The following is a 20,091-nucleotide window of genomic DNA, read 5'->3' as shown; positions in this document are numbered from 1 at the left end:
TTCCGGCTGATCGCGGCTGCGCGACGGTGGGGGCGGAGCTACCCTGCCCGCTCGATGCGGATGACCTGCGGCTTGTCGGTCAGGTGACCGTCCTTGGTGATGCCGTCGACGGCCTTGCGCACGGCGGCCTCGGTGGTCTCATGGGTGACGAGGATCACCGTCTTCTGTGCCGCCGCCTCGCCGCTGACCGCATGCTGGACGATCGATTCCAGCGAAATATCGTTGTCGGCCATGCGCTTGGCGATCGCGGCGAACACGCCGATGCGGTCATGCACGGTCAGCCGGATGAAATAGCCGCCGGCATGGCTGCGCATCTGCGCCTTCTTGTAAGGCCTCAACTCCTTTGCCGGCCGGCCGAAGACCGGGCCATGCTGGAAGCCCGGCCGGCTCTTGGCGATGTCGGCGATGTCGCCGATGACGGCCGACGCGGTGGCGTTGCCGCCGGCGCCGGGGCCGGAAAGCAGCAATTCGCCGAGGATGTCGGTCTCGATCGCCACCGCGTTGGTGACGCCATGCACCTGCGCGATGACGGAGGCGGTCGGCACCATGGTCGGATGCACGCGCTGCTCGATACCGCTTTCGGTGCGCTGGGCGACGCCCAGCAGCTTGATCCTGTAGCCGAGGTCGCCGGCGGCACGGATGTCGGCCTGGGTGATGTTGGAGATGCCTTCCATATAGATGTCGTTGGCGGCGATCTTGGTGCCGAAGGCAAGGCTGGTCAGGATCGACAGCTTGTGCGCGGTGTCATGGCCTTCGATGTCGAAGGTCGGATCGGCCTCGGCGTAACCCAGCCGCTGCGCATCCTTCAGGCAGGCATCGAACGAGATGCCCTCGGCCTCCATGCGGGTCAGGATGTAGTTGCAGGTACCGTTGAGAATGCCGAACACGCGGGTGACCGAATTGCCGGCCATCGCCTCGCGCATCGTCTTGATGACGGGAATGCCGCCCGCCACCGCCGCCTCGTAGTTGAGCAGCACGCCTTTCTTCTCGGCGATCTCGGCCAGCGCCACGCCATGCTTGGCGAGCAGGGCCTTGTTGGCGGTGACGACATGGCGGCCGGCTTCGAGCGCCGCCTTCACCGACAGGCGTGCCGGCCCCTCGTCGCCGCCGATCAATTCGATGAACACGTCGATCTCGGCGGTCTGCGCCATCTTCACCGGATCGTCGAACCATTTTGCGGAACTGACATCGATGCCACGGTCGCGCTTCGGGTCGCGCGCCGAAACCGCTGCGACGATGATGTCGCGCCCGCATTGCCGGGTCAGTTCCGCCGCCTTGTCGCGCAGCACACGTGCCACCGATGCACCGACCGTACCGAGGCCGGCAATTCCAACACGCAGTGCTTCAGCCATGGAAGGCGACGTCCCTCAAATCAGATAGAATTCTTGCTTACCGGTGGGCGGAGAGCGGCACCACATTGTTGGGCTGCTTGGCGCTGGTCGACAGGAAGCGCTTGATGTTGCGCGCCGCCTGGCGGATCCGGTGCTCGTTCTCGACCAGCGCCACGCGCACGAAATCATCGCCATGTTCGCCGAAGCCGACACCGGGCGCCACCGCCACGTCGGCGTGCTCGATAAGCAGCTTGGAGAATTCGAGCGAGCCGAGGTGACGGAATGGCTCCGGGATCGGCGCCCAGGCGAACATCGAGGCCGCCGGGGCGGGAATATTCCAACCGGCGCGGCCGAACGCATCGACCATCACGTCACGACGCTTGTGGTAGATGTCGCGCACCTCGGCGATATCGGCGCCGTCGCCGTTGAGCGCATGCGCGGCCGCCACCTGGATCGGCGTGAAGGCGCCGTAATCGAGATAGGATTTCACCCGGGTCAGCGCCGAGATCAGCCGTTCATTGCCGACCGCAAAGCCCATGCGCCAGCCGGGCATGGAGAAGGTCTTCGACATCGAGGTGAATTCGACGCAGATGTCGATGGCGCCCGGAACCTGCAGCACCGAAGGCGGCGGATTGCCGTCGAAATAGATCTCCGAATAGGCAAGGTCGGACAGGATGATGATGTCGTTCTTCTTCGCGAACGCCACCACGTCCTTGTAGAAATCGAGCGAAGCGACCAGCGCCGTCGGGTTCGACGGATAGTTGAGGATCAAGGCCAGCGGCTTCGGGATCGAATGGCGAATGCCCCGCTCGACCGCCGGAATGAAGCCGTCATCGGGCTCGACCTGCAGCGAACGGATGACACCGCCCGACATGATGAAGCCGAAGGCGTGGATCGGATAGGTCGGATTGGGGCACAGAATGACGTCGCCGGGCGCGGTGATCGCCTGCGCCATGTTGGCGAAGCCTTCCTTCGAGCCGAGCGTGGCAACCACTTGCGTGTCGGGGTTGAGCTTCACGCCGAAGCGGCGCTGATAATAGGCGGCCTGGGCGCGGCGCAGCCCCGGAATGCCGCGCGAGGAGGAATAGCGATGCGTGCGCGGATCGCGCACGACTTCGCACAATTTGTCGACGATGGCCTTCGGCGTCGGCAGGTCCGGATTGCCCATGCCAAGGTCGATGATGTCGGCGCCGCGCGAGCGCGCACTGGCCTTGAGCCGGTTGACCTGCTCGAAAACGTAGGGCGGAAGGCGACGGACCTTGTGAAACTCTTCCATGGCGGTTCCAGACAGCAAAGGGGGTATTGGGCGCGCGCTATATACTCATTTGCAGGTAGGGTCGAGGGCGGGATCGCATTTGCCTTCGATCTGCTTCAGCGTCTGGGGGCCGTGCTTCTTGGCCAGATCCGTCAGCGCCGCCTGATCGGTGACGGAGCCGCCGCCGCTTTTGGCACCCTGCCCGCCCTTGTCGGCCTTGAGCTCGGCGAGCTTGGCGTTCCGCTCGGCCTCGGTGAACTGCTTGTTCGCCACTTGCGGCGGGATGTTCAGGTTCGGAAAGGTGCCCGTATCCTTCGGCCCCGCATTCTCCGCCATCGGCACCGGACCGCCGGTATTCGCGCTCGAACATCCGGCGATCCCCACGAGGACGATCGCCACGCCGATGCGGCAAAAGCGTGCGGCACCAAAAAAAACAGTCTCGCCAATATTAATCGTCATATTGTTTCCTTGGCAGCCGAGGTAGAGCGAGATTGGACCCTGTCGGATGTCCCATGTTAATATGTCAAGAAAACGCTTCGGGAGGAACCCCGCGAACCATGTCCAAAACACCCGATTCGGGCAAAACGGAAGATGACGAGCCTTCGACCGTCGAGCAATATCTGGTGAAGGATCCGGAACGCTTCGCGTTGAACATGGCGCGCATGGTCGAGCAGGCCGGCAAGGCGGCGTCCGCCTGGGCCGAGCCGCGCGAGAAAGGCGAGGTGCGCGACCACGTCGCCGAACCGGTCGTCGACATGGTCAAGACCTTTTCCAAGCTCAGCGAATACTGGCTTGCCGACCCGCAGCGCGCGCTCGAGGCGCAGACGCGGCTGTTCGCCGGCTACATGACCGTGTGGGCGAACGCCATACAGCGTGTCAGCCCCAGCGCCGAGGGTGCCGACGATGCCGTCAAGCCGGAGCGCGGCGACAAGCGCTTCCAGGATCCGGAATGGGGCCGCAACGCCTTCTTCGATTTTCTCAAGCAGGCCTATCTCGTCACCTCGCGCTGGGCGTCCGAACTGGTCGAGCACGCCGAAGGTCTGGACGAGCACACCCGCCACAAGGCGAGCTTCTACGTCAAGCAGGTGTCCAACGCCATCTCGCCGTCGAATTTCATCCTGACCAATCCGGAACTGTTTCGCGAAACCGTCGCCTCCAACGGCGAGAACCTGGTGCGCGGCATGAAGATGCTGGCCGAGGACATCGCCGCCGGCAAGGGCGACCTGAAACTGCGCCAGGCCGACTATTCGCCCTTCGAGATCGGCCGCAACATCGCCACCACGCCCGGCAAGGTGGTTGGCCGCAGCGATGTCGCCGAGATCATCCAGTATGATCCAGCCACCGAGACGGTGCTGAAACGGCCGCTGCTGATCTGCCCGCCCTGGATCAACAAGTTCTACATACTCGACCTCAACCCGCAGAAATCCTTCATCCGCTGGGCGATCGAGCAAGGCCATACCGTCTTCGTCATCTCCTGGATCAATCCGGACGAGCGCCACGGCGCCAAGAACTGGGAAGCCTATATAAGGGAAGGCCTGCAATACGGCCTCGACACGATCGAGAAGGCCACCGGCGAGCGCGACGTCAACGCGATCGGCTACTGCGTTGGCGGCACGCTGCTGGCGGCGGCATTGGCGCTGATGGCCAGCGAAGGCGATGACCGCATCAAGTCGGCGACCTTCTTCACCACGCAGGTCGACTTCACCTATGCCGGCGACCTGAAAGTGTTCGTCGACGAGGAACAGGTCGCGGCGGTGGAAAAGTCGATGAACGAAAAGGGCTATCTCGACGGCACCAAGATGGCGACCGCCTTCAACATGCTGCGCTCCGGTGACCTGATCTGGCCTTATGTCGTCAACAACTACATGCGCGGCAAGGATCCCCTGCCCTTCGACCTGCTCTACTGGAACGCCGATTCGACCCGCATGGCGGCGGCCAATCACTCCTTCTACCTGCGCAACTGCTATCTGGAGAACAACCTCTCGCGCGGCACGATGGAGTTGGCGGGCCGCACGGTCTCGCTCGGCGATGTCACCATTCCCATCTACAACCTCGCCTCGAAGGAAGATCACATCGCGCCGGCGCTGTCCGTCTTCCTCGGTTCGAAATATTTCGGCGGCAAGGTCGACTATGTGATGGCCGGATCCGGCCACATAGCCGGTGTCGTCAATCCGCCCGCATCCAACAAGTACCAGTACTGGACCGGCGGCGCGCCGATCGGCGATTTCAACCAGTGGATAGCCACGGCTACCGACCATCCGGGATCCTGGTGGCCGCACTGGCAAGGCTGGATAGAGGCCAAGGACAACACCCGCGTGCCTGCCCGCAAACCCGGCAAGCATATGAAAACCTTGGGGGATGCTCCCGGCACCTATGTCAAGGTGCGTGTGTAACGGACTGTAATGTCTGGTGAGTTGACGGCTTGCCAAAAGCGGGCGAAATGGTGTCGTCAACCGTCGAGCGGCCGTAATTCGGCAATCGCTGCAAAAATACTTTCAAGCTTGCGGATTTGACACAGGTCTCGTTTCCGGATCGGAGACAAAGGTCACCTTGGACTGCGGCGGCCAGTGCTGCGCCAAGGATTACCGGCCGGGTATCGAGGGGGAATTTGACTTTGAAATCAGCAGGATGGAGCCTCGCAAAGGGAGAACGCCGCGCCATCGTGGCAGCGCTCTGCTCCGTGCTCCTGGCCTCCTGCACCTCGGCCGGCGACCCGACAATGTCGGTCGGAATGCCTGGCTACAATGCCTCTTCCTCGAACATCAATGCGGCCGCCACCGGCAAGCCCATCACCACCGCCGATTCGACATCGCAGACCACGACCACCCAGACGACCGTGATGAGCGAAGGCGATACGGCGCTTCCCGAGACGGTCGCTTACGTACCGATCGCCAAACCCGAAGCTGCCTTTCCACTGACAACGCCGGCCGGGGCTGAAACGATCGCCGGACAAACGCCGCAGGCCCTGCAGCAGCCGGCCCAGACGGCGCAGCAGACCGACGCGGTCGCCCAGAAGATCGCCGCCGCCGATGCCGAGGTGACGGCGCCGAAGCCTGCCGCGGCGCCGGCGATGAACAATCCGGTCTATGTGACGGCGGGCGAGATGCCGCAAGCCGAGGCGCCGAAGAAACGGGGCTTCCTGGCCTCGATGTTCGGCGCCACGCCGGCTTCCGCAACCCCCGCTCCGCTGGTCAACACGCGCACGGGCGAACAGCCGGCCGTGCAGGCCAAGCCCGCGCCGGCTCCGGCAAAGCCGATCATCACACTGGCCTCGGCCGATTCCGCCGCAAAGCCGATACAGTTGGCTTCGACCGGCGACGAAGCCGGCCACATCACGGGCGGCGACGCGTTGCCCGGCGTGCGCCAGACGGCGCTGTTCGAGATCAAGCGCAAATCCGGCCTCGACGACGAAAGCGACGTCGACCTCAATGAGGACGAGGGTTCGGGCGGCAGCTATCAGGTAGCGTCCGCCGCCGGCATGGCCCGGCTCGCGCCCAACGGGCTGCTGAAGCAGAACGAAAGCGTTGATGTCGCCTGCCTGAAGCCGTCGCTGGTGCGCGTGCTGAAGACGATCGAAGGCCATTACGGCCGCAAGATGATGGTGACGTCAGGCTACCGCGACCCCGCCCGCAACCGCCGCGCCAACGGCGCCAAGAATTCGCTGCACATGTACTGCGCCGCCGCCGACATCCAGGTACCCGGCGTCTCCAAATGGGAACTGGCGAACTACATCAGGACCATGCCGGGCCGTGGCGGCGTCGGCACCTACTGCCACACCGAATCGGTCCACGTCGACGTCGGCCCTGAGCGCGACTGGAACTGGCGCTGCCGCCGGCGCAGCGGCGGTGGCGACGGTGGTGGCGACGGCTAACGGCGCTCTTTGATGGGCCGAAGCCTGTTGGCTGCCAAGGCCGTTCAGGCAATGTCGTTCCAGCGGACAATTCCAAACATTCGAGATTGGCCGAAGCGTCCTCCACTTCGTCATCCACGGGCGGAGCAGGAGCGAAGCTCCGTCGCGGAGACCCGAGGATCCAGTCCGTACCCCCTGTCGAAGAGCGCAGCGGAGCAGAATTTGCTCCGTGGCAGCGCCTTGAAATCGCGGCATGGATTCTGGGGTCTGCGCCGCGTCGCTTCGCTCCTTGCTCCGCCCCAGAATGACGAAGCGGTAGGCGTTTATGCTAATCGTCAGGCCGTGCAGTCGTGATGAAATCCCTGTATTACCAAGGCCCACAAAAAAGTTGTCCAGGGCGGCACTTGACGGGTTGCCGGTTGCGCACAACGCCAGTATAAGCCGCTTCGTCTGAGCGCGCCCATCGTCTAGCGGTTAGGACACCGCCCTTTCACGGCGGTAACAGGGGTTCGATTCCCCTTGGGCGTACCAGCAACTTCAAGCAATTAGCAAAAAACCTCCGCTCCCTGTCCCAATTTTTGGCGAATATCCGCCGAATCGCAAACCTGAAGCCGAGCGGCCACCGTCTCGATGCTCGCTGGCGCTGTCTGGCGCCGTGCTACGTCCTTCATTCGCATGTTTCACCTACATCTGACAGCAGTGCATATCTTTGCCATGCGGCACCTAAAGCGGAGGCCTAAATGGGCGGCTATAAGCCCTGGCATGATGCTATTCACGACCATCAGGTCGAGTGTTTCGCTTCGGAGAACGGTTTGACCGCGGACCTGGTCTGGGAGTTGATCCTCAAACACGGAAACAGCCGCAAGGCCGTGATCAAAGCTGCGCAGGGTTTGGAAGGTGATGTCAGGCAATACGGCGGATCAGCACCCTACTCCCCCGGGGAGCCGACGCCCCTCCTGACGACAATTGGGCCGACAAAAGCAACAGCCGGCTTGCACGGAAGGAAGCCCCAAGTCGGCTAGGCCCTCAAGTCGGCTAGGCCATGCGCCCAGCAGTCCGTGATCGCACCATATCGCAGGCTTCTTGAATCAGTCATGCCGTTCATGCGGCGGACCTGATTGTCCGCTTGGCCGGCGTCCACCCCCCACCCAACGGTCCCCAACCGACGGGCGCCGGCCATTTTATCCCAATCCTCGGATAGGCTCGCCGAGAAACCCCAACGAAATCTCGGCGAGCCAGCCGCCCTGGCATGAGGGACATAAACAGAGCGACCAATTGCTCTACGAGTCCGCTGTCCGCAAAGTTGCCGGAAATCGTGATACCCCTGGCAAATTGAAGCCCGCGCCCCTCTGGCGGCGAAAAGGCGCGGGCCCGATCGGAGACCCGATCTTCGGCAGGACGATGGAGGGCACCTACCTGCCGCACGGATCAACTTTTAGAGATGGCTAATGTTCCGAATCAGGTGCGCTTGGAGGCCGCACCGGCCCCGTGGCGTGCCACCGGACAAACGCAAGGGTCGCCGCAACGGTAGAAGCTGCGAACCCCTGATTCGGTTCCAAGGCCTTTCAGAGCCCCACAAGCGCGTCTGGTGCCGACCCGCTGTATTATCGTCCGCCGGCTCAGGCGCCTCCCGCTGCGCACCAGGGCGGCCAATGCGCGCTGTTCGGCGCCCTGCCGATACCGTAGAAGCGCCGCGGCTCATTCGTTAACGCCTTGTTTGCCTGACGTCTGTTAGCTTCGGCGAATGGAAACAACCTTCGACGATCTCGGCAAGGCTCTGGAACGCCACCAGCACACGCCTGGAGCCAGCGTCGCTGCGGCCGCTGTGGCCCTCGCGATAGGCCTGGGTATTATCATTGCTCTGGTCGGCATGGCGTCAACATCCGGTCCACAGGTTCCTCACAATGTCGGCTTGTGGGGCGAGCAGCACGCCATAGGTTAGGGGACCACACCAGCCCGACAAGCATGCCGAACTGGAGCTTGCTTTAGGGTTTTGCCCTCCTGGATTTGGCCGGGGTCAGAAAGCCATCCCTTATCAGATCCAAGGCATCGAGCGCGTCTTCATCCAACAAGTTTGTCAGGGGCACTCCGCCCACGCGCACAACCTTGTTGTTGTCTATGTCGTAGACCTCCCAGAGCCCATCCCTGACTCTCCGCATTGCGTGCCGTCGCTCCATAAGGAATTCCTAATAAGCGACGCATCGAAGCTCCTGCAAGACAACTCGATCCACAGGCTGGAGTTAACGGTGGAAAACTGCTCGCTGCGGCGACAAGGCTGAACGAAGCCCGCCCCAGACAGTTTTGCCCCCGTCCGAGGCGGGCTGGTTGGAAGCTGATGGAGGCAGCTTCCTGGCCTTGGCCCACGGGGATCAAAACCAAGGCGGATTCAGAACTTCACTAGGCGAAGAATGTTCCGGCGGTAGGATCGATCGCCTAGCCGCCGACCAGCGGCACGGTAACGGTGGTCGCGTAGTTGATCGGGAAGGCGCTGAGGTAAGGGAAGTCGACGACGAAGGCATAGGTGGCGGTCAGATGCGCCATACGGAAGCCACCGCTCGCCGGGTCGATGGCGATCGTCACGTTCACATCCTTCAAACCCAGGGCCTGCAATTTCTGCGTGGCGATCGATTGGATGTCGGCCTGGGTCAACGTGTTCTGAAGCTGCAGCGAGCGTGACGATGTCTCAAGCGTATAGCGAACGCTGGAGACCGAGTTCATCGACCAGCCCAAGGCGAAGATTCCGAACAGCAATATGATGAGGAATGGCGCGATCAGCGCGAACTCCAACGCCGTTCCACCCGATCGATCCCCCTTGAAGGCGCTTGCCTTAGCGGACACGGATCACCTCCAGGTGGCCGATGACGCTGGACGCGGAAAAAACGCCGAAGGTGAAGGGCGGCGTCCAGGTGGCCGATGCCTGGATCTGGACATAGACCGATGGAACCTTCGGCCCACTGCACAAGGCGGAAGCGTTGACCACGGTCGTCCCGCACATATAGATCCGGCTTAGCGTGACCTGGCCGTCCGTCGGCCGCTTCTCCCAGCTCGAGATCGCAACCGCCTGCGTCGCCGTGTCATTGGTCGATCCTGCCATGATCAGGTTCGCGGCGGTCTTCACGCCGGCGCGCATCGACAGCGAACTCGTCACATAGGACCAGCCGTCGATGATGCCGAGCAGCGCCGCGCACAGGAAGGGCAGGACCATGGCGAACTCGACTGCGGCAACGCCCGAACGGTCGCCAAGGATCGGCTTTGATCGGCGTTCCACGGGAGGCTACTCGACCAGTGCCACGGACTGCGCGGCCGGAATGTCGCGCATTCCGAGGCTGGTGCAATCCTGATTGATGGTTGAACTGCCTGACCATTGGATCGTATCGGCGACGACTTGGGTGCAGCCGCCGTTGCCCGCGAAATTGCCGAGATAGCTGATCTGCTGTCTTGGGAAGTAGATGGCCCCGGTCAGCAGCGAGTCGGCTGTGCCGTTGAAGGTGCTGGATGCACTGCTGCCGGCCCTGTCGCCATAGAACAGAACGCCTGAATAGGCTCCCGAAGTCGGCGCACTGAGCTGCACGGAGGCGTTGCCGTTCATGCTGACCGTCGAACTGCCTGACATGAAGATGGTCACCCCGCTGCCGGTGACGGAAGCGTTGGCGTTTATCTTGAGATTGCCCTGAACGACATAGACGCCCGGCTGGAGGGTAACGCTGCCGCTAAGGCTCAGTCCGCTGCAGTAGGTGCCAGGTTTCAGCGTCGATTTGTTGGTGTTCTGGCAGGGATTTGAAGCGGCCGGGGTCGGCAGGTCGGCGAATGGATCGGCGACAGGCAGCGCCTGGGTGATCGGGGCCGGGCAAACGGTGGTGACCGGATTGTTCAGTGAAACGCCGCCCGCCGATATCAGGCAATCGACCTGCAGTGCTGCCGAGCCCTGGAGCTTGATGGCGTCCGAAGCGTTCGAATTGGACATCACCACGCAGCCGGTGACCTTCACGCTGGTATTGCCGGAAAACAGTACAGCCTGCGAGGCGGTCGGATCGAGCGCGGTCATGCAGGACTTCGAGGCGTTGGTGATAAGGGCCACCGCCCTCGCCTGTTCAGGCACCTGGCCCTGCGTGAAGATCGAGGTGAACATCCGGTCGAGCTTCTGGCCGACGATGACCTCGACCGATTTCTTCGCCGTATTCGGTCCGGACGTTGGCGGCGTATTGACGACGATCGTGCCCGAGCCCAACCCATTGGACGTGGCCGACTGTGTCGCGGCTGCGACGATCGTCGGCTTGTCGGACCCTGAGATCTGTTCAAGCGCGCCGGCATAGGCGGCGGCATCGGCCGTCGCCTGCAGTTTCAGGCTGTTGTAGTACCAGTAGGAGGTCTCCACGCCGAAGCCAGCGGCACCGACGACGATCGGCAGGCTGAGGGCGAAGATAGTGGCAACATTTGCCTTGGTACTCCGGCGTATACCGGTCGCCATGAGCCGAATTCGGGTGAAGCAATTGGAAGCCATGGCTTAAATTAGAAAGCACGCATATATGAACGAACGGCTAAGAAGTTCGGTTCATTTTTGATCACGGCTTCTATTGGCTTCAAGCAGCCGGCCGTTCGCTGATCGGTGCGCGGACGACGGCGATTGCCGTTCCTGACGGCACGGCAGCGCTCCGCGGACGAATGAAAGCGATCCGGCTCAACCGGATGCGGTCAAATCCAGCGCGCCGGCAGTCTTGGTTTGCCGGCAGTCTTGGCTTCAGGCGGAAAGGACGGGCACTGGCTCTGAGGCCACTCCAGCCGACAACTCTTTCTGTACAGCCAGGAAAAATCTGCGGACTTCGTCACCGGCGGTGGCTCTGTCCCTGCCCGACCCGACGACGAGGTCAAGCAGCTCCGCTGCCTTGGCCCTCCAGAACGAGGCCGCTGTCTCGCCATGCAGATTGTCGAGCTTGGCCGCAACTTCTCTGACCAGGAATAACTGACGGTCGATCGGGAACGCACGGATTTTTTCTGCAGACATCTTCCGAACCATGAGACTGACGCAACGAATCAACATTGCTGAACAAGCAATGGCGTAGCCGCGAAGGTGGAAACGGAAGCTTAACGCCGCTATTGATGGATATCCGCGACACGAAACAGGCACTCAAGCCGAACTGGTTATCGAGGCAAGCGAAGCTGCCCTCAAGCCTGCAGCGCCCTCGCCTCGCCGCCGCGCTTGCGCGGCGCCATCATGTCGCTGGCCATCAGTCCGGTGACGCGGCAGAACGCCATGAATGCCCGGCAGGCATCCTCGGTCTTGACCACGTCTACCGTGGCGCCAAAGCAGGCGTTGAAGGCTTTCTGATACACCGGCCCCCGCCGGCGTGCCGGCCAGTCCTGGAGAAAATCCAACGCCTGCTCGACGCTGTAAATCTCCTCGACGGGCAAGCCGGGCCCTTGCGCGATGCGCACCGGCACCTCGAACTGCAATCTGTCCATCCGAAATCTCCCGAACTGGCGTCGCCCAGCAACGCCGTCCGTCGTCAAAAGTTGCTTTGACCGGTTTGTGCCACGGAAATGTGTCGTCACTGCGGAAGCGGCCGCTTCTGCTGCAAAGGGCGAGGAAAGTTCTGCCGGCATGAAGGTACCCGGCAGAACTTTCCGATCCGGCGGCGCAATTTACTGATTGGCCGGGTCGGTCTCGGCGTCGAAGGCCATGCGCACCACCATCACCAGAACATAGGCCGACGGCAAGGCGAACAGGGCGCCGAGCACGAGCGCTCCGGTTCCCGACAGATAGAGCGTCTCGGCGATCGCCCAGTAAACGGTTCCGATACAGATGAACGCCTGAACGGACAGAAATGAAGCAGCCGAGGCCGCACGCGACAGGCTTTTGAATGTCTTGATACGTTGTTGCATTGCGATGATCCGGAAATGACGCGCCGCGCCACCAATGCGCGGCTATGGCCGCCGCACGGATCGCGACACGAATGGCTTGGAATGGATGGCGAACGTGCGGTCTTGGACCGCTCAGGCCTGCGCGGACGGCGGCGCGCGCGGCTGATTGGTGCTGGTGCACGGAGCCGAGATCGTCCCATGGCCGGCGACAAACACCGCCGGCGACGTCGGGGCGAGCCAAAGGAAAACAGTTTCTGGAGCCGGCAATGCCGGATGGCCGCCCGCGAATTTGGCCAGCACCGGCCTTGCGGTGCGAACCTCAAGGGCCTGTGCCTTGTTGGTGACGCGCAGCAGCGCCGCGACTTCGCCCGACCGTTCGATGCCAACGCTGGCGCTGCCCTGGGCGGGGTCGGCGAAAATAGGGACGTCCGGCCGGCCGAGGCACAGCATCGCCAGCAGCACAAGGCCCATCAGACATGAGCAGGCTGCCGTCAGCGGCGCTTCAAGCGATCTGGCGCGCTTCAGGGCTGGACGCGATCTCCAAGACATCGTCCCGCCCTAGCGCACGACGGGCGGAAAGGAAAGCAAACCGTGCAAAACCGGCAAAAGACCGGACCGACGCGACGAATATCCCGCCGGTTCGGGCTGCATCAGGCAGTTCTTCCTTGAACCTTTTGCCCCCAAGTGCCAAATCTGATGGGATTTTCACGCCAGCACCCCTGCAGCGCCCTACCTTCCATACGGACAAAATGGTCACCTATCTCGACGCCGCCACCGCCCCCCTCAGGAACACCGGCCAGATCCGCCTCTATGGCGAGGAGGGTTTTGCCGGCATGCGCAAGGCATGCGACCTCACCGCGCGTTGCCTGGACGAGCTGGTGCCCATGGTCGCGCCCGGCGTCACCACCGATGCCATCGACCGTTTCGTCTTCGAGTTCGGCATGGATCACGGCGCGCTGCCGGCGACGCTCAACTATCGCGGCTACACGAAGTCGTCCTGCACCTCGATCAACCATGTCGTCTGCCATGGCATTCCCGACAACAAGCCGTTGAAGGATGGCGACATCGTCAACATCGACGTGACCTACATTCTCGATGGCTGGCACGGCGATTCCTCGCGCATGTATCCGGTCGGCACCATCAAGCGCGCCGCCGAGCGGCTGCTCGAGGTCACCCATGAATGCCTGATGCGCGGCATCGCCGCGGTCAGGCCCGGGGCCCGCACCGGCGCCATCGGCGCCGCCATCCAAACCTTTGCCGAGGCGGAGCGCTGCTCGGTGGTGCGCGACTTCTGCGGCCACGGCGTCGGCCAGCTGTTCCACGACGCCCCGAACATCCTCCACTATGGCAACGTCAATGAAGGCGTGGAAATGCGGCCCGGCATGATCTTCACCATCGAGCCGATGATCAATCTCGGCCGGCCGCATGTGAAGGTGCTGTCGGACGGCTGGACGGCGGTAACCCGCGACCGCTCGCTGTCGGCGCAGTACGAGCACACGATCGGCGTGACCGACGCCGGCTGCGAGATTTTCACGCTCTCGCCCAACAAGCTCGACCGGCCCGGCCTGCCGGCCTGATTTTTTGACCGTCGGGCGACTGCTGCGCCCGATCGATTGCCGGATGCGGGGGCGGATGGGGAAAGCCAACGACGACCAAGACGAGCGGAGTTTCTTCTCCGAGGTACCGGTTCGGCCGGCGGCGAAGGCAAACCCGGCTCCAGCCGAAAAACCTGGATATCTCGGCCATCGCGACCGCTTGCGCGAGCGCTTCGTCTCAGCGGGTCCGGACGCCCTGCCCGACTATGAACTTCTTGAGCTCCTGCTCTTCCGGCTGATCCTGCGCGCCGACACAAAGCCGGCCGCCAAGGCGTTGCTCGCGCGCTTCGGTACATTGGCCGAGGTGCTTGGCGCGCCCGTCAACTTGTTGCAGGAGGTCAAGGGCATCGGCCCGGCGGTGGCGCTCGACCTGAAAGTCGTCGCGGCGACAGCGCAGCGCATGGCGCATGGCGAGGTACAGGGTCGCGAAGTCCTGTCGTCCTGGACGCAGCTTCTCGCCTACTGCCGCTCTGCCATGGCCTTCGAGGCGCGCGAACAGTTCCGCATCCTGTTCCTCGACAAGAAGAACGCGCTGATTGCCGACGAGGTCCAGCAGACCGGCACTGTCGACCATACGCCCGTCTATCCCAGGGAAGTGGTCAAGCGCGCGCTCGAACTCTCGGCCACCGCGATCATCCTTGTCCACAACCACCCGTCAGGCGACCCGACGCCGTCGCGCGCCGATATCGAGATGACGAAAGAGATCATCGAAGCGGGCAAACGGCTGGGTATCGCGGTGCACGACCACATCATCATCGGGCGCAAGGGATACGCCAGCATGAAGGGCCTGCTGCTGATTTGAGCGCCGGCCGATATGGCGAACAAATCATCTTCGCCGAGAGCAGAGCCAGGCCGTTCGCCCGCAACGCATCCGACCAGGCTTTCGTCATCGACTTCCCGCATTCCAGCGCCTTTCGGACGGGCCGCTCGACCATCATTGGTTGGCAGCCAGGACCATGGTCCGGCCGGCATGGGACTTCAGTGCCGTAGCCGTCTCATGGCTCTGATTTACGTGTAATATCAAATAATTACGCCTCCTTCGGTCACCAGCCTCGCGCATTGCGACCGCATTTGTCTAAAGTTTACTCCGTACAGTTAGCGGTTTCTCATATTACGCTGCCCTAGCGGTTGGGCGGAGGTGGCGATTCCCCGAGGAGACACCATGACAAACCGGAAAACTCTGTTCGCGGCCCTTGCCGCATTGGCGCTTCTGGCGTCGCCGGCGCTCGCCGGAGGCGGCAATGGGCACGGTGGCGGCAACGGGCACGGCGGTGGCAACGGCAACGGCGGTGGCAATGCCGGCGGTAATGGCAACGGCAACGGCGGCAACGGCAATGCCGGCGGCAATGGCCATGGCAAGAGCGGCGCTTCGCATGGAAAGTCTGCGTCAGCCCCAGGACAGGTAGCCAAGGCGGAAACGGACACAACAACCGATACCACGGTCGACACCACCCAGGTTGCGTCCGTGCCCAAGGACAAGAACATCCACGCCAAGCTTGGTCGGCTGAACTCGCTGCAGCGCAACATCAACGCCTATATGAATTCCAAGAGCAAGAAGTTCGCCGCCATTCAGGCCTTTGTGACGCAGTCGGCGAAAGCCAAGAACGCCCAGGCCACGGCTGAGGCGGCTGCCGCCACGGCCGCCGCTGCCCAGGCCCAACTGGATACGCTGAATGCACAATTGACCGCCCTGCAGGCGGATCCGACCGCCACGGCCGCACAAGTCCAGGCTGTGAACGATCAGATCTCGGCTCAGCAGACCGTTGTAGACGCCGATAACGCGGCGGCCGCCCAGGCAGAGGCGGCGGCTGCCGCGGCGACCGTTGGCACCGATCAGGCGTCGCTCGGCGCGGCGCTGACGGACATGGCCAACAAGCCCGTAGACGCCGAGGTCACGACCTGGGCCCAGGGCGTCCTTGCCGGCAAGATCGACCAGATGGCGACCAAGATCGGAGCGGAGACGACGCCGTAGGCGTCTACCAAAAACGGCAGTATCCTGATTGTGGAAGGCAATGCCGCCGGGTTCGCCCAGCGGCATTGCTGTTTCTGGCCGTAGAGAAGACGCCCGAGGGCCATTCAAGCGTGGCAACTGCTTGCTGGATTGCTGGAAGGGGCTGCGATGAGCGTCCGATCAGGCGCAGCGGATCGAACGAAATACGGAAATTTGAAAATCGTTCAATCCTGGAAAGAGCAATCCAGCCATCTCGGTCAACTTGGATCAATCTTCCAATCAAGAAGCGCGATCTCCTATTTTTTGGAAAATGGTTTCATTGAGGCGCCACACTTACGCTGCTACCGTTTGAAACGCTTCAATCGGAACCAGGCAATTGCAACGCAAGCGCCCTACCATAGCGGATGTCGCACGGACCGCCGGTGTTTCCATCGGCACGGTCTCGAACTTCATCAATGGCACAGCCGGCCTCAGGGAAGACACTCGCGACCGCATCGAGAAGGCGGTCGCCGCGCTGATGTACCGGCCGAGTTCCTTCGCGCGCTCCCTGCCCGGCCGCGCATTGCGCAGACCAAAAAACCTCGATCACCTGCCAAGGCTTCTGGTCGCCGGACGCGTCAGCGTCGACTTCCTGTGCCGCGTCGACGTGCTGCCGCATAGAGACGACCGGATCACCGCCAGCCATATCGAAAAGGCGCTGGGCGGCCCAGCCGCCAATCTCGCGGTTGCCGCGGCCGGCGTCGGGGCGCCCTACGCTCTTGACGTGGAACTGGCGACGGCGGTCGGCAGGGATGCGGAAAGCGACTGGGCGCTGGGCGAACTTTCCAAGCTGGGCGTCCACGCCCTCCCCATCCGCAGCACGCCCAACAACCGGCTTTCGCAGGCGATCGTCATCATCGAGCGCAACGGCAGCCGCACCATCATCAGCGAACCGTTCGAACTGGGTGAGGTCGACCTGACCGCCAATCTGGACATCCAGCCCGAGCAGCGCCCCACCTGCCTGCATATCGAAGGCTTCCACTATGAGACGATGACCGCCTCCATCACGCGCTTTCATCAGGCCGGCTGGAAGGTCAGCCTGCATTCGGCCGGCTTGCCCAAAAGCGCGCGCACGCCGGAAACCTTCGCGCAGATGGTCAGGCAGATCGACCTGACCTTCATCAACGACGTGATGATGCGCGAGATTTTCGGCTTTCGCACCGGAATCGCAAGCATGATCGACGAGGTGCGGCTGATGCTGTCACGCATCAAGCCGCGTGGAACCGTCGTGCTCACCCTTGGCGAGTTTGGCGCGGTCGTCTTCCCGGCTGGCGGCGGCCCACAGATCGAAGTGCCGGCACTTCCTGTCAACCGCGTCGACGCTACCGGCGCCGGCGACAGCTTCGCCGGCATCTTCCTGAGCCTGTGGCTGCATGGCGCGTCGCTGGACGCCGCCGCCCGCTATGCCGCGATCGGCGCGAGCCTGACGACCACGGTCGAAGGCGCGCAGGGCTACATCGCGGATTTCGCGACCCTGAAGGCCAATGCCTTGGCGAGCGACACCGTTATGGCAAGTTAGATCAAAGACTTATCGATTTCTGGACATCCGCCCATCAAGCGAAATCAGGAGAATATGATCATGGCGAAAGCAAAAGTCCTTCTGGTCGGCGAGAGCTGGATGAGTTCGGCAACCCACTACAAGGGCTTCGATCAGTTCGGCAGCGTCACCTTTCATCTGGGCGCGACACCGCTCGTCAACGCCTTGAAGGACAGCGAGTTCGATCTCGATTACATGCCGGCCCATGAGGCTGTCGAAAAGCTGCCTTTCACCATGGAAGGCCTGTCGCAATACAGGGCGATCATCCTGTCCGACATCGGTGCGAACTCGCTGCTGCTCCATCCCGATGTCTGGCTGCACGGCAAGACGGTCCCCAACCGGCTCAAGCTTCTGCGCGACTGGACGCTGGCCGGCGGCGGACTGATCATGATCGGCGGCTATTTCTCCTTCCAGGGCATCGACGGCAAGGCGCGCTGGCATCGCACGGCTGTCGAGGATGCGCTGCCGGTCACCTGCCTGCCCAATGACGACCGGCTGGAAATTCCTGAGGGCTTTCGGCCCGAGATCACTGGCCCCAGGGATCATCCGCTCTTTGCCGGCATCGACGGCGAATGGCCCATTCTTCTCGGCGCCAACGAGGTCGTTGCCCGCGACCGCGACGATGTCGAAGTGCTGGCGCGGCTGCCGCAGGACCAGGGCGGTCACCCGCTGCTCGTCACCGGGCGCCATGGCGAAGGCCGCACCCTGGTCTGGACATCGGACATCGGCCCGCACTGGCTGCCCAACAGCTTTGTCGAGTGGCCCGGCTATGCGCGCCTTTGGACCAATGTGCTGCGCTGGGTGAGCAAGACCATCTAGCCACTCAGCCCGATCAGCAACGCTGGGGAACCACCATGACAGCACCGTTTCTTGTGGCCAGAAACATCGCCAAGCGCTTCGGCGCGCTGACCGCGCTGGCGAATGTCGACCTGGAGATCCGCTCCGGCGAGGTGCTGGCGCTGCTCGGCGACAATGGCGCGGGCAAATCGACCTTCATCAAGATCCTGGCCGGCGCCCATGCGCCGAGCGATGGCGAACTCGTCATCGAAGGCAGGCCGGTCGCCTTTTCCTCACCCAAGGATGCAGCGTCCTCGGGGATCGCGACGATCTTCCAGGAATTGGCGCTTTCCGAGAACCTTTCGATCGCGGAGAACGTGTTTCTCGGCCGAGAATTGAAACGCTCCATTTTTGGTATCCCATTCCTCAAGCGCCAGGAAATGCGCCAGCGCGTCGACGGCCTGCTGAAAGAACTCGATGCCCATATCTCCGACCCGGAAGCGCCTGTCGGAAGCCTGTCCGGCGGCCAGCGCCAGGCCGTCGCCATCTGCCGGGCGCTCAATCTCAATGCCAAGCTGGTCATCATGGACGAGCCGACGGCGGCCCTTGCCGTGGCCGAGACCCGCAAGGTGCTGGCACTGACACGGCGGCTCGCCGCGCGCGGCTGCGCCGTCGTCCTCATCAGCCACAATATTTCCGAAGTCTTCGAGGTTGCCGACCGCATCGTCGTGTTCCGGCGCGGCCGCAAGGTGGCCGAACGGCTGGCCACCGAGACCAATCACGAGGAAGTCGTTTCGCTCATAACAGGCGCTCATCCCGACGTGCGGGCGCTCGAAAAAACAAACTGAAACGCACGTCATTTCCAGAGAGGATCAAACCAAAATGCTTTCACAACTCAAGAAAGTGCTCGCCGCCTCCGCATTGTCACTCGTCGTTGCCACGGCGGCGCATGCCGCGGACAAGCACAAGGTTGCCTTTGTCCCACAGCTGATCGGCATCCCCTATTTCAACGCCATGGAAGCCGGCGGCAATCGCGCCGCCAAGGATCTCGGCGTCGACTTCATCTATTCCGGCCCGGTCGACACCAACCCGGTCGACCAGTTGCAGATCGTGCAGAACCTGATCGACCAGGGCGTCGAGGCGGTCTCGGTCAGCGTGCTTGATGCCTCCAGCATCGCCCCGGTGGTCGAGAGCGCCAAGGCCAAGGGCATCAAACTGTTCACCAGCGACAGCGATGCGCCCGACAGCGGCCGCGCGGTCTATGTGGCCCAGGCAACCGACGAGGGCCTTGGCACGACCATCGTCGACGAACTCGTCAAGCGCGTCGGCGAGGACGCAACGATCGGCATCGTCTCTGGCGAGGCGACGGCGTCCAACCTCAACGCCTGGATCGGCTTCATGCAGAAGCAAGCCACGGCCAAATATCCGAAGCTGAAGCTGCTCGCCCCGCAATTCGCCGGCGGCACGGCGGAGCGCGCCGCGCAAATATCAGGTGATCTCATGGCCGCCAACCCCGACATCAAGGCCATCATCGCCGTTGCATCCTCGACCTGCCCGGGTGTCGCCCAGGCCATCGAGACCGCCGGCAAGATCGGTTCGGTCATCGGCGCCGGCTATTGCAGCCCGAACACCGCGCGTTCCTACCTGAAGAGCGGCGCCTTCGGCTTCACCGTTCTGTGGGATCCCGAGCAGCTCGGCTATCTCACGGTCTGGGCCGGCAAACAGCTGATCGACGGCAAGACCTTCGAGGCCGAGAACAAGATCGCCGGCCTGGAAAAGCCCGTCACCTATGACGCCGCCAAGGGCATTCTGCTGCTCGGGCCGCCGGCTGTCTTCACCAAGGACAACGTCGACAAGTTCAACTTCTGAGCCTGACATGAGCGCGGTGCGACAATCT

At 62.8% G+C, this 20,091-nt stretch carries 20 protein-coding genes and 1 tRNA gene; 11 read left to right on the top strand and 10 right to left on the bottom strand.

All coding sequences use genetic code 11. The features are described from left to right. Positions 1 to 38: 38 nt before the first annotated feature. From FJ977_RS16955 to FJ977_RS16945, 3 genes are read right to left on the bottom strand one after another with little or no spacing between them, the layout of a single operon-like run. Positions 39 to 1,352 (bottom strand): homoserine dehydrogenase, encoded by a 1,314-nt coding sequence (locus FJ977_RS16955; protein ID WP_140773199.1) that lies wholly within the window; start codon positions 1,350 to 1,352, stop codon positions 39 to 41. Between the two features lie 37 nt (positions 1,353 to 1,389). Then, positions 1,390 to 2,607, bottom strand: a complete 1,218-nt coding sequence (locus FJ977_RS16950; protein ID WP_140773197.1) for an LL-diaminopimelate aminotransferase — start codon at positions 2,605 to 2,607, stop codon at positions 1,390 to 1,392. Between the two features lie 45 nt (positions 2,608 to 2,652). After that, entirely contained in the window at positions 2,653 to 2,985 is a 333-nt protein-coding gene (locus FJ977_RS16945; RefSeq protein ID WP_348643213.1) for a hypothetical protein, read from the bottom strand. Between the two features lie 158 nt (positions 2,986 to 3,143). On the opposite strand from FJ977_RS16945, the gene phaC reads away from it, so the two are divergent. The 4 genes from phaC to FJ977_RS16925 all read left to right on the top strand — a co-directional run bounded on the left by phaC (position 3,144) and on the right by FJ977_RS16925 (position 7,458). Then, complete coding sequence (gene phaC, locus FJ977_RS16940; protein WP_140773195.1) at positions 3,144 to 4,979, top strand: class I poly(R)-hydroxyalkanoic acid synthase; 1,836 nt, start codon at positions 3,144 to 3,146, stop codon at positions 4,977 to 4,979. Positions 4,980 to 5,194: 215 nt separating this feature from the next. Beyond that, complete coding sequence (locus FJ977_RS16935; RefSeq protein WP_140773194.1) at positions 5,195 to 6,457, top strand: YcbK family protein; 1,263 nt, start codon at positions 5,195 to 5,197, stop codon at positions 6,455 to 6,457. Between the two features lie 435 nt (positions 6,458 to 6,892). Then, positions 6,893 to 6,967: transfer RNA gene (locus tag FJ977_RS16930), tRNA-Glu, on the top strand. Positions 6,968 to 7,176: 209 nt separating this feature from the next. Next, entirely contained in the window at positions 7,177 to 7,458 is a 282-nt protein-coding gene (locus tag FJ977_RS16925) for a hypothetical protein (protein ID WP_140773193.1), read from the top strand. Positions 7,459 to 8,869: 1,411 nt separating this feature from the next. Here the strand turns inward: FJ977_RS16925 and FJ977_RS16915 are convergent. From FJ977_RS16915 to FJ977_RS16885, 7 genes are all read right to left on the bottom strand, one after another. After that, positions 8,870 to 9,274 (bottom strand): TadE/TadG family type IV pilus assembly protein, encoded by a 405-nt coding sequence (locus FJ977_RS16915; protein ID WP_140773190.1) that lies wholly within the window; start codon positions 9,272 to 9,274, stop codon positions 8,870 to 8,872. Continuing rightward, positions 9,264 to 9,704 carry a TadE/TadG family type IV pilus assembly protein gene (locus FJ977_RS16910; RefSeq protein WP_140773189.1) on the bottom strand — a complete coding sequence of 147 codons (441 nt, stop codon included), beginning with the start codon at positions 9,702 to 9,704 and terminating at the stop codon, positions 9,264 to 9,266. Before FJ977_RS16910 ends, FJ977_RS16915 begins: the two co-directional genes overlap by 11 nt. 6 nt (positions 9,705 to 9,710) lie before the next feature. Beyond that, positions 9,711 to 10,937 (bottom strand): pilus assembly protein TadG-related protein, encoded by a 1,227-nt coding sequence (locus FJ977_RS16905; protein ID WP_181179912.1) that lies wholly within the window; start codon positions 10,935 to 10,937, stop codon positions 9,711 to 9,713. A 237-nt stretch (positions 10,938 to 11,174) separates the two neighbouring features. Beyond that, positions 11,175 to 11,438: a DUF6074 family protein gene (locus FJ977_RS16900; RefSeq protein ID WP_056573404.1), complete on the bottom strand. Its 264-nt coding sequence runs from the start codon at positions 11,436 to 11,438 to the stop codon at positions 11,175 to 11,177. A gap of 161 nt (positions 11,439 to 11,599) precedes the next feature. Beyond that, positions 11,600 to 11,896, bottom strand: coding sequence for a DUF982 domain-containing protein (locus tag FJ977_RS16895; RefSeq protein WP_140773188.1), 297 nt, complete (start codon positions 11,894 to 11,896; stop codon positions 11,600 to 11,602). A 180-nt stretch (positions 11,897 to 12,076) separates the two neighbouring features. Beyond that, positions 12,077 to 12,316, bottom strand: a complete 240-nt coding sequence (locus FJ977_RS16890; protein WP_140773187.1) for a hypothetical protein — start codon at positions 12,314 to 12,316, stop codon at positions 12,077 to 12,079. A 111-nt stretch (positions 12,317 to 12,427) separates the two neighbouring features. Next, positions 12,428 to 12,844: a hypothetical protein gene (locus FJ977_RS16885; protein ID WP_140773186.1), complete on the bottom strand. Its 417-nt coding sequence runs from the start codon at positions 12,842 to 12,844 to the stop codon at positions 12,428 to 12,430. A gap of 200 nt (positions 12,845 to 13,044) precedes the next feature. Between FJ977_RS16885 and map the strand changes: the two genes are divergently transcribed. The 7 genes from map (at position 13,045) to FJ977_RS16850 (ending at position 20,063) form a co-directional block, all read left to right on the top strand. Then, positions 13,045 to 13,872, top strand: a complete 828-nt coding sequence (gene map, locus FJ977_RS16880) for a type I methionyl aminopeptidase (RefSeq protein ID WP_140773184.1) — start codon at positions 13,045 to 13,047, stop codon at positions 13,870 to 13,872. 55 nt (positions 13,873 to 13,927) lie between these two features. After that, positions 13,928 to 14,692, top strand: a complete 765-nt coding sequence (gene radC / locus FJ977_RS16875; protein ID WP_140773183.1) for a DNA repair protein RadC — start codon at positions 13,928 to 13,930, stop codon at positions 14,690 to 14,692. 360 nt (positions 14,693 to 15,052) lie between these two features. Then, a complete protein-coding gene (locus tag FJ977_RS16870) occupies positions 15,053 to 15,862 on the top strand; it encodes a hypothetical protein (RefSeq protein WP_140773182.1) in 810 nt (269 codons plus the stop codon). 355 nt (positions 15,863 to 16,217) lie between these two features. Continuing rightward, complete coding sequence (locus FJ977_RS16865; RefSeq protein ID WP_140773181.1) at positions 16,218 to 17,399, top strand: PfkB family carbohydrate kinase; 1,182 nt, start codon at positions 16,218 to 16,220, stop codon at positions 17,397 to 17,399. Positions 17,400 to 17,459: 60 nt separating this feature from the next. Next, the gene (locus tag FJ977_RS16860) at positions 17,460 to 18,236 is read left to right on the top strand and encodes a glutamine amidotransferase (protein WP_140773180.1); all 777 of its coding nucleotides are present in this window, start codon (positions 17,460 to 17,462) and stop codon (positions 18,234 to 18,236) included. A 35-nt stretch (positions 18,237 to 18,271) separates the two neighbouring features. Then, a complete protein-coding gene (locus FJ977_RS16855; protein WP_140773179.1) occupies positions 18,272 to 19,042 on the top strand; it encodes an ATP-binding cassette domain-containing protein in 771 nt (256 codons plus the stop codon). 34 nt (positions 19,043 to 19,076) lie between these two features. Next, positions 19,077 to 20,063, top strand: a complete 987-nt coding sequence (locus FJ977_RS16850) for an autoinducer 2 ABC transporter substrate-binding protein (protein WP_140773177.1) — start codon at positions 19,077 to 19,079, stop codon at positions 20,061 to 20,063. The last annotated feature ends 28 nt before the right edge of the window (positions 20,064 to 20,091 follow it).

Source organism: Mesorhizobium sp. B2-1-3A, from assembly GCF_006442655.1.
In the GTDB taxonomy this organism is placed as follows: domain Bacteria; phylum Pseudomonadota; class Alphaproteobacteria; order Rhizobiales; family Rhizobiaceae; genus Mesorhizobium.
The sequence above is the reverse complement of the archived record's forward strand: the minus strand, read 5'-3'. Positions and strand labels throughout refer to the sequence as shown.